This is a genomic window from Ornithinibacter sp. (genome assembly GCF_035443565.1).
GTDB lineage: Bacteria > Actinomycetota > Actinomycetes > Actinomycetales > Dermatophilaceae > Fodinibacter.
Genome location: NZ_DAORSO010000012.1, coordinates 19,762 through 29,435 on the forward strand (window position 1 = coordinate 19,762; position 9,674 = coordinate 29,435).

The window sequence follows — 9,674 nt, forward strand, 5'->3', positions numbered from 1 at the left end:
AGGAGGTCGTCTCGGCCCTGCTCTCGCGCCCCCGCAAGGCCGAAACCGCCTGACCGGGTCAGGCCTGGTCGAGGGCCTGGCTCAGGTCGTTCCAGAGGTCGTCGACGTCCTCGATGCCGACCGAGAGCCGCACGAGGTTCTCGGGCACCTGCGGTGGCTCGCTCGGGATGCGGCGTCGCCGCTCCAGCTGGCTCTCCACGCCACCCAGGCTCGTCGAGTACACCCACAGGTGCGTCGACTCGCACACCCGCTGCGCGGCATCCGCCCCGCCCGCGACCTCGATCGACACGATCCCGCCCCATCCCGGATGCCGCACGCGCGTCACCGCGCGATGGCTCGCCAGGCGGGTGGCGAGTTCACGGGCGCTGGCCTGCGCCCGCTCGACCCGAAGGTGCAGGGTGCGCAGTCCACGCAGCGCGAGCCAGACCTCCATCGGGCCGGCGATCGCGCCGGCGAGGGTGCGGTGGGTGAACAGGCGCTCGTGGAGGGCGTGGCCGGTCGGAGTGCTGGCCGTGACGACGGCACCGAGCAGGACGTCGCTGTGCCCGGCGAGGTACTTGGTGACCGAGTGCACGACGACATCGGCCCCGTGCTCCAGGGGGCGCTGCAGCAGGGGAGTGGCGAAGGTGTTGTCGACGACCGAGAGCACCCCGCGCTCGCGGGCGGCGCCGAGCAGCGCCGGCAGGTCGGCGACCTCGAGCAGCGGGTTGGTCGGTGACTCGAGCCAGAGCAGGTCGGCGCCGTCGAGGGCGTCGATCACGGCGGCGGTGTCGGTGACGTCGACCCGGCGCACGGTGGCCGACCCTTCGGCCTCGCGGGCTTCCAGGGTCGCGACGACACCGTTGTAGGCGGCGTCGGGGGCGACGACGGTGCCGCCGTGGGGGAGCAGGGACAGCGCGGCCGACACCGCGGCCATGCCGGAGGCGAACACCAGCGCATCACCGCCCTCGAGATCGCCCAGGGCCTGCTCGAAGGCGCTCCACGTCGGGTTGCCCGAGCGGGCGTACATGACCTCGCCGCCGGCGTGATACGTCGAGCTGAGCACGAGTGGCGCCCCGACCTGCTGGCCGGGGGCGGCGGCTTCACGCCCGAGGGCGACGACGCGGGTCGCGGGTGAGAGGTGGTCGGTGTCGGGGTGCTTGGGGTCGGGGTGCTCGGGCTGGCCGGGAGTCATCGTCACGGCGTCAGGGTATGCGCTCGCAGGTCCTTGCCCCCGATGTGAGTCCTTGCTCCGGTCGTGCGCCGCTGCATGGGCGCACAACCGGAGCAAGGATCTTCCGGCGGAGCAAGGCCCAGCACTCGGGAGCACGGACCTGCATCGGGCCTGCGCCCGGGATCGGGCCCGGTCAGCCGATAGAGTCGACGGCGATGAGCACCGACCCGACCCTGCCTGTCCGTTCCGATGATGCGGGTGCGCCCCGCCGGATCCGCGTCGCCCTCGTGTTCGGTGGCCGCTCCTCGGAGCACGCGGTCTCGTGCGCGACGGCATCCAGCGTGTTGGAGGCGCTCGACCGCGACCGCTACGACGTCGTGCCCGTCGGCATCGCCAAGGACGGGCACTGGGTGCTCGCCCCGGACGACCCGCAGTCGCTGCGCCTCGCGGCGGGGCACACCCCCGAGGTCGCCAGCGGCGCCCCCAGCGTCATCGTGCCGACCAGTGCCACCGACCGCACCTTCGTCGTCCAGGAGCCCGGGCAGCCGCCGCGCACGCTGGGCGAGGTCGACGTCGTCTTCCCGCTGCTGCACGGCCCGTTCGGTGAGGACGGCACGATCCAGGGTCTGCTCGACCTCGCGGACGTGAGGTACGTCGGGTCGGGGGTCACGGCATCCGCGGCGATGATGGACAAGCACGTCATGAAGGTGCTGCTGGCGTCCGCGGGGCTGCCGGTCGGCCCGTACGTCGTCATCACCGACAAGGAGTGGCAGCGCGACCGCGCCGCGGCGATGGATGCCGTGCACGGGCTCTCGTGGCCGGTGTTCGTCAAGCCCGCGCGGGCCGGGTCGAGCATGGGCATCACCAAGGTGTCGCAGCCCGAGGAACTCGAGGCGGCGATCGAGGCGGCCCGCGAGCACGACCCCAAGGTCGTCGTCGAGGCCGCGGTGGTCGGGCGCGAGATCGAGTGCGGGGTGCTCGAGGGGCGTGGCATCGATGCGACCCGCACGAGCGTCGTGGGGGAGTGCATCGTCGTGCAGAACCACGACTTCTACGACTTCGACGCGAAGTACCTCTCGGCCGCGGACGTGCGGTTGGTGACCCCGGCCGAGGTGCCGGATGCCGTGTCGGCCCGGATTCGCGAGATGGCGGCCAAGGCGTTTGACGCGGCTGGCTGCGAGGGTCTGGCCCGGGTCGACTTCTTCCTCACCGAGAGCGGCGACGTGCTCGTCAACGAGGTGAACACGATGCCCGGGTTCACGCCGAGCTCCATGTACCCGCGGATGTGGGCGGCCACCGGGCTGAGCTACCCAGAGCTCATCGACGAGCTCATCGCCCTGGCGCTGGAACGCCGCACCGGCCTGCGCTGACCGCCCTTGCGTCGCACGGCGTCGCTGACGCCGGCTCTGCTGGGCACCGCACCGCCAACCCGTGTCGGGCTGCGCCCCTGGGTGTCCGCTTGGCGTGGCTTGGTGCCACCGTCGGGCCGCGGGTCAGCGGCAGGCGAGGCCGTTGCCGGGAAGCGCGCGCACGGCATCCGCGAAGGCGGGCAGCAGCAACCCCTCCGGCGAGTACGCGCCCGGTACCAGCACCTCGAGCGCGGGGTCGGTGCCGAACGAGGTGAACCGGATGCCGTCGCTCAGCTCCTGCGGGATCCACCCCACCCCGTCCACCTCCAGGCACTCGACATCGGTCGGCGGTGCCGCGCCGACGCCGCAGCGGGCGATGACCGCGGGGTCGCCCCAGGCCGCGACGGCAGGCGACGCGGGCGCGGTGTCAACGCGCGGCATCCCGGAGACCTCCGCGGGGAAGGCCGCCCCAGCCAGCTCGCAGGCGGGGGTCGAACCCCCTGCCGGCACCGAGACCTCGACCGCCGAGGAACATCCGGACAGCACGACGGCGGCCGCGCCGAGCGCAGCCGCCGTCGTCCGGAGTCGGTACCGAATCAGACGTGCACCACGGTGCAGGTGAGGGTTCGGGTGATGCCCTCGACGTCCTGGATCTTGGCGATGACGAGCTTGCCGAGCTCGTCGACCGTGGAGGCCTCGACGCGGGCGATCACGTCGTAGGGGCCGGTGACGTCCTCTGCGAGGGCAACGCCCTCGATCTCGGAGATCGACGCAGCGACGGTCGCGGCGCGGCCGACGTCGGTCTGGATCAGGATGTAGGCCTGTACCACTGGAGTGCCACCTCTTCGTGTCGGGTCTGTGCAGGTCGAGCCGTCGGGCCGGTTGGCCCGGTGCGGCCGGGGCGCCCGTCGTGACCGGCGCTGCCCGCACGCTACCGTGCGAGGGGTCCCCACGTCTCCGGGAGGGTAGGTCACGGTGCGGTTGCGCGACACCAGCGAGGGTGAACTCCTCGCTCGGATCTTCCCGATCTATGCCGGGAGCGGGCACGTCGACGAGGGCTCGGTGCCGGTCGGCCCGGGCGACGACGCGGCCGTGGTCAGCGCCCCCGGCGGCAGCGTCGTCGCGACGACCGACTCGATGGTGTGCGGCCTGGACTGGCGTGACGACTGGTCGAGCGCGCACGACGTGGGGGTGAAGCTCGCGGCCCAGAACCTCGCCGACATCGCTGCGATGGGGGCCGAGCCGACGGCCCTGCTCGTCTCGCTCGCTGCCGACCCCGACCTGGAGGTCGCGTGGGCGGTTGACCTCGCCCGCGGCATCGCCTCGCTGGCGTCCCGGGCGGGGGCGCCGGTGGTGGGCGGCGACCTCTCGGGGGCACCGGCCGGGGTCGTCGTCGTGTCGGTGACGGCGTTGGGTGACCTTCGCGGGCGCGCGCCCGTGCTGCGCTCGGGCGCGCGGCCCGGGGACGTCGTCGCCGTGTGCGGGTCGCTCGGCCGGTCCGGGGGCGGGCTGGCGCTGCTCCACCGGGGTGAGGGAGCGCGCGGCGCGGCCGTCTGGGACGAGCCGGGGTGCAGCGACGGTGACGGGAGCGGGCCGGATGCCGGGTCGTCGCGGTCCGCGGCCGTGCGCGCGTTGGTGACGTACCACCGGGCGCCGGTGCCACCGTGGCAGGCGGGGCCGCGCGCCGCGGCCTCCGGGGCGCACGCTCTCATCGACGTCTCGGACGGGCTGGTCACCGACCTGACCCGGATCGCCCGGGCCAGCGGGGTCGGCGTCGACCTCGACGCAGCCGTGCTGCGCGAGCGGTTCGCCGCAGGGCCGCTCACGGTTGCCCTCGGCGAGCACGAGGCCTGGCACCAGGTGCTCACCGGCGGCGAGGAGCACTCCCTCGTCGGGGCCTTCGCCGACGAGGTCTCGCTGCCGCAGGACCCGGACCACCCGTGGGTCGTCATCGGGCGGGTGCTCGCGGCCGGCCCGGACGGGCCCCGGGTCACCGTCGACGGCGTGGTGCCCGACCACGCGAGGGGATGGGACCACTTCGCCCGCTGAACGGCATCCCGATCTCGCCCAGCCTCCCGAGGGCAACGAAAACGGGCGGCCCCCAAGGGGACCGCCCGGTTCATGGTGCGTGAGGGGACCTCAGCGCTTGACCTTGCCCGCCTTGAGGCAGGAGGTGCAGACGTTGAGCCGCTTCGGGGTCACACCGGCGTCGCCGACGAGCGCCTTGACGCGCTGGATGTTGGGGTTCCAGCGACGCTTGGTGCGGCGGTGCGAGTGCGAGATGCTGTGCCCGAAAGAGGGTCCCTTGCCGCAGACGTCGCAGTTGGCAGCCACGGGTGTACTCCTGAGATGGTGTGATTGATGGTCTTCGGCGGCCCGCACGAGCAGGCTCGCAACCGGACAAGAGTAGCCGAGTCACGCCCGAGCAACCAAAACGCCTCCCCGCGGGCGTCGGCCGTGACGGTTAGGGTGAGGCCGTGCTCGACGTCCTCACTGCTGCCGACGCCCGCCACTGGGCGCTGTTGACTCGTGCGGCGCTCGCGGCCCGACGTACCGAGATCGACGCCCTCAACGTCTTCCCCGTGCCCGACGGCGACACCGGGACCAACCTCTACCTCACCTTCGACGCGGCCATCGACGAGGTGGTCGCCGTCCACGAGGGCGCCGGCATCCTCGGCACCGCCAGCCTGGTGCGCGAGTGCCACACGCTCAAGCGGGCGATCCTGCTCTCGGCGCGCGGCAACTCCGGTGTCATCGTCAGCCAGATCGTCGGGGGCATCTGCGACGTCGTCATCGAGGCCGATGCCGAGGTGGTCGACGCCCCGCTGCTCGCGGCAGCCTTCGCCCGCGGGGCCGCCGCGGCCCGCGCGTGCGTCGCGCACCCGCAGGAGGGCACGATCCTCACCGTCGCGGATGCCGGGGTCGCCGCCGCTGTCGACGCCGCCAACCGCGGTGGGTCGCTGGCCGACGTCGCTCAGGCCGCCGTCGACGCCGCCCGTGCAGCCCTGGCGCGCACCCCCGACCAGCTCGAGGCCCTCGCCCGGGCCGGGGTCGTCGACGCCGGCGGGGCCGGGTGTGTCCTGATGCTCGAGTCGTTCCATCGCGCCATCACCGGGCGCTGGACCGACGACGAGGACAGCCTGCTCGCGGCTGGTCCGGTCCTGCACCGCCGCGACGAGTGGCGTGCCGGCACCGCGGTCGGCACCGGCCCCGCGGCCCACGAGGTGCTGCCCGGTCACGACCCGCTCGACCGCGAGGCCGACCACGGTGGGGACGGCCCGGCATACGAGGTCATGTACCTGCTGAACGCCACGGACGCGGCGGCTGTGGAGACCCTGACCCACACCCTCGACGGGCTCGGCGACTCCCTCCTCGTCGTCGGGGGGCCTGACCTCTGGAACGTGCACGTGCACGTCGACGACCCCGGGGCTGCGGTCGAGGCCGGAATCGCCGCCGGACGCCCCGAGCGGATCCGCATCTCCCACTTCGCCACCCAGTCACGCACCCGCGAACACCCCTCACCCATCGCTGTGGTGGCGTGTGCCGCCGGCCCGGGCATCGCCACCCTGCTGCGCGAGGCCGGGGCCACGGTCGTCCCGTCGGCTGCGGGCCGGCGCGCATCGGCCGGCCAGCTGCTCGCGGCGGTGCGGGCCACGGGCGCGCCGTCGGTGGTGATCCTGCCCGGCGACCGCGACACGCTCATGGCGGCCGGGGTCGCGGCCGAGGCCGCCATGGGCGAAGGCATCGACGCCCATGTCGTGCCGGCCCGCACGACCGTGCAGACCCTGGCCGCGCTCGCGGTCCTGGACCCTGCGCGTGCCGTGCACGCCAACGTCGTCGCGATGACCGGTGCGGCCGTCGCCACCCGCCACGGCGCCGTGTCCGTCGCGACCAAGGAGGCCCTGACCTGGGCGGGCGTCTGCCACCCCGGCGACATCCTCGGCATCGTCGACGGCGACGTCGCCTTCCTCGGCGCCGAGATCGAGGTCGCGGCCCGTGAGGTCCTCGACCGGTTGCTGTCCGCCGGTGGAGAGCTCGTGACCCTCGTCGTCGGGGCCGACGCCGCGCCCGGCCTCGGTGAACGGGCCGCGGCCGCCCTGGAACGCGATCGCCCCGAGATCGAGGTCCTCGTCCTCGACGGGGGGCAACCCGTCTATCCGCTGCTCATCGGGGTGGAGTGAGTTGGCGGTGACCTGACGTGGCGACGGAGTCGAGCAAGCTGGCACCGATCATCGCCACCGCGGCCAAGAAGTTCGCCACGGCCCGCGACATCCACACCGTGGGCGACCTGCTGGCGTTCTGGCCGCGCCGCTACCGCACCCGCGAGAGCGACCTGGGGTCGGTGACGCCCGGCGAGTTCCTCGTCGGTGTTGCCGAGGTCAAGAGCGCGACCACGCGGTCGATGAAGGCGCGCAAGGGCACCATGCTCAACGTCGTCATCACCGACGGCACGCACGACATCGACATCACCTTCTTCAAGGCCTGGGGTCACGAGAAGGTGCTCGTGCCCGGCGCACGCGGCATCTTCGCCGGGGTGGTCGGCACCTACAACAACCGCCTCCAGCTGACCCACCCGGGCTACACGATGCTCGACGACTTCGACGCCGGCGATCGCAAGGACCTCATCCCCATCTACCGCGCGGTCGGGTCGCTGCACACGTGGACCGTCACCGAGAGCGTGCGCCGGGTGCTCGACGTCCTCGACGAGGTGCCCGACCCGATCCCCGAGAGCGTGCGGACCACCCGCCGACTCGTCTCACGCACCCAGGCGCTGCGCGGCATCCACACCCCGAACTCGTGGGAGGAGGTCGAGCAGGCCCGGCGGCGGCTGCGGTACGAGGAGGCGTTCGTCCTCCAGGTGACGTTGGCGCAGCGGCGCCGCACGGCATCCGGGCAGGTGACCCGGCCCCGCGCGACGAGGTCGGGGGGCATCCTCGAGGCCTTCGACTCCCGGCTGCCGTTCAAGCTGACCGCGGGGCAGCGCGAGGTCGGCGCGACGATCGCCGACGAGATGGCCCGCGAGGTGCCGATGCACCGTCTGCTCCAGGGTGAGGTGGGCTCGGGCAAGACCGTCGTCGCCCTGCGGGCGATGCTGGCCGCGGTGGATGCCGGGGGGCAGGCGGCGCTGTTGGCGCCCACCGAGGTGCTCGCCGGGCAACACCACCGCACGATCACCACGATGCTCGGTGACCTCGCCGACGGGGGGATGCTCGGTGGTGCCGAGAACGCGACCCGGGTGGCCCTGCTGACGGGTAGCCAACCCACGGCCGTGCGCCGCCGGACCCTGCTCGACGTCGCCAGTGGTGACGCCGGAATCGTGATCGGCACGCACGCCCTGCTCCAGGAGAACGTCGACTTCTTCGACCTCGCGCTCGTCGTCGTCGACGAGCAGCACCGGTTCGGGGTCGAGCAGCGCGACGCACTGCGCGGCAAGGGAGTCGTGCCGCCGCACGTCCTGGTGATGACGGCGACGCCGATCCCGCGCACCGTGGCGATGACGGTGTTCGGCGACCTCGAGACCTCCACCCTGCGAGAACTGCCTGCCGGGCGGGCGCCGATCACCACCCACGTCGTGCCGGAGGAGCGGCCGGGGTGGATGGCCCGCACCTGGGAGCGGGTGGCCGAAGAGGTCCGGGCCGGTCGCCAGGCCTACGTCGTCTGCCCGCGGATCGGCGATGACGGCACCGGTGACGGCTCCATCGTGGGCATCACCGACGGGGCCGACCTGCGCGACGAGGTCGTGCCCGACGATGACGGCACTGGTTCCGGCCAGGCGGCTGCGGCACCGCCTCGGCCATTGAAGAGCGTCTACGCCGTGCACGCGGCGCTGCTCGAGCAGCCCGCCCTGGCCGGGTTGTCGATCGGCGTGCTGCACGGCCGGCTCAGTGCCGAGGACAAGGACGCCATCATGCTGCGGTTCCAGCAGGGCGATCTCGACGTGCTCGTCTCGACCACCGTCATCGAGGTGGGGGTCGACGTCGCCAACGCCAGCGTCATGGTCGTCATGGATGCCGACCGGTTCGGTGTCTCGCAGCTGCACCAGCTGCGGGGGCGGATCGGTCGCGGTGGGCACCCCGGGCTGTGCCTGCTCGTCACCGGCACCGACGCGGAGCCGGCGATGACGCGCCTGTCGGCCGTGGCGGCCACCACCGACGGCTTCGAGCTGGCCCGGCTCGACCTGTCACAGCGGCGCGAGGGGGACATCCTCGGCGCGGCGCAGCACGGGCGGCGCACGCAGCTGGAGTTCCTGCACATCCTGGAGGACGAGGACGTCATCGTCGATGCCCGTGAGGACGCCTTCGCCCTCGTCGCCGCCGACCCCGACCTCACCGACCACCCCGAGCTCGCCGAGGCCGTTCGTGCCCGGGTCGACGCCGAGCAGGCCGCCTACCTGGAGCGTGGCTGATGACCCGCATCATCGCCGGAACCCTCGGGGGTCGCACGCTGCGCACTCCACCCGGATCGGGCACCCGGCCGACGAGTGACCGGGTTCGCGAGGCCCTGTTCAGCGCGCTCGACGCCCGCGGCGCCGTGGCCGGTGCACGGGTGCTCGACCTCTATGCCGGGTCAGGGGCCCTGGGGCTCGAGGCCGCCAGCAGGGGAGCGGAGTCGGTGCTGCTCGTGGAGTCCGACCGGCGTGCGGCCGACGTCATCGCGGGCAACGTGCGCGAGCTGGGGGTGGGTCAGCGGGTGCGAGTGTCTCGCTCGACGGTCGACGCTGCCTTGGCGCGCGCGGCGGGGGAGCCGGAGCAGGTCGACCTGGTGTTCATCGACCCTCCCTACGACGTCGACGAGGGCGCCCTGGGCGCCGTGCTGGCCCGGCTCGCGTCAGGGTGGCTGCGCCCCGCGGCGCTCGTGGTCGTCGAGCGGTCGAAGCGCAGCCCCGAGCCGACCTGGCCCGAAGGGCTCGAACGGGACGGCAAACCCCGAAAGTACGGCGAGACCACGATCTGGCTGGCCCGCCCCGCAACCTGACCCACCCGGCATCCGGCCGTGCCCACCCTCCCCGTCACCGGCATCCACGATCCCAGCATCCAGCCTCGACCAGAGGTTGCGACTTCGTGCGACTTCGGTGCGGAGTTTGCGTGTTTTCGGCCCTCCCAGCGCACCGAAGTCGCACGAAGTCGGTTGCTCGGGCACATTTCGGTCGGCGAATTGGTGACGATGGGTCA

The 9,674-nt window shown here is 73.0% G+C and carries 9 protein-coding genes; 5 read left to right on the forward strand and 4 right to left on the reverse strand.

All coding sequences use genetic code 11. The features are described 5' to 3' along the window. Positions 1 to 58: 58 nt before the first annotated feature. Positions 59 to 1,174 carry a trans-sulfuration enzyme family protein gene (locus tag PLL68_RS02995; RefSeq protein WP_324531533.1) on the reverse strand — a complete coding sequence of 372 codons (1,116 nt, stop codon included), beginning with the start codon at positions 1,172 to 1,174 and terminating at the stop codon, positions 59 to 61. Positions 1,175 to 1,368: 194 nt separating this feature from the next. Between PLL68_RS02995 and PLL68_RS03000 the strand changes: the two genes are divergently transcribed. Further along, the gene (locus PLL68_RS03000) at positions 1,369 to 2,523 is read left to right on the forward strand and encodes a D-alanine--D-alanine ligase family protein (protein WP_324531516.1); all 1,155 of its coding nucleotides are present in this window, start codon (positions 1,369 to 1,371) and stop codon (positions 2,521 to 2,523) included. A gap of 123 nt (positions 2,524 to 2,646) precedes the next feature. On the opposite strand, the gene PLL68_RS03005 is transcribed toward PLL68_RS03000, so the two are convergent. Together PLL68_RS03005 and PLL68_RS03010 are read right to left on the reverse strand one after the other, a co-directional pair. After that, a complete protein-coding gene (locus PLL68_RS03005; RefSeq protein ID WP_324531518.1) occupies positions 2,647 to 3,048 on the reverse strand; it encodes a DUF3515 family protein in 402 nt (133 codons plus the stop codon). Between the two features lie 50 nt (positions 3,049 to 3,098). Next, complete coding sequence (locus tag PLL68_RS03010; RefSeq protein ID WP_159900233.1) at positions 3,099 to 3,332, reverse strand: Lrp/AsnC family transcriptional regulator; 234 nt, start codon at positions 3,330 to 3,332, stop codon at positions 3,099 to 3,101. Positions 3,333 to 3,477: 145 nt separating this feature from the next. On the opposite strand from PLL68_RS03010, the gene thiL reads away from it, so the two are divergent. Next, positions 3,478 to 4,551 (forward strand): thiamine-phosphate kinase, encoded by a 1,074-nt coding sequence (gene thiL, locus PLL68_RS03015; RefSeq protein ID WP_324531520.1) that lies wholly within the window; start codon positions 3,478 to 3,480, stop codon positions 4,549 to 4,551. Positions 4,552 to 4,641: 90 nt separating this feature from the next. On the opposite strand, the gene rpmB is transcribed toward thiL, so the two are convergent. Then, a complete protein-coding gene (rpmB, locus tag PLL68_RS03020) occupies positions 4,642 to 4,836 on the reverse strand; it encodes a 50S ribosomal protein L28 (RefSeq protein ID WP_159900229.1) in 195 nt (64 codons plus the stop codon). 143 nt (positions 4,837 to 4,979) lie between these two features. Between rpmB and PLL68_RS03025 the strand changes: the two genes are divergently transcribed. From PLL68_RS03025 to rsmD, 3 genes are read left to right on the forward strand one after another with little or no spacing between them, the layout of a single operon-like run. After that, complete coding sequence (locus tag PLL68_RS03025; RefSeq protein ID WP_324531523.1) at positions 4,980 to 6,683, forward strand: DAK2 domain-containing protein; 1,704 nt, start codon at positions 4,980 to 4,982, stop codon at positions 6,681 to 6,683. Between the two features lie 17 nt (positions 6,684 to 6,700). Continuing rightward, positions 6,701 to 8,908 carry an ATP-dependent DNA helicase RecG gene (locus tag PLL68_RS03030; protein WP_324531525.1) on the forward strand — a complete coding sequence of 736 codons (2,208 nt, stop codon included), beginning with the start codon at positions 6,701 to 6,703 and terminating at the stop codon, positions 8,906 to 8,908. Continuing rightward, entirely contained in the window at positions 8,908 to 9,477 is a 570-nt protein-coding gene (gene rsmD / locus PLL68_RS03035; RefSeq protein WP_324531526.1) for a 16S rRNA (guanine(966)-N(2))-methyltransferase RsmD, read from the forward strand. The genes PLL68_RS03030 and rsmD overlap by 1 nt, the downstream gene beginning before the upstream one ends. Positions 9,478 to 9,674 lie beyond the last annotated feature (197 nt).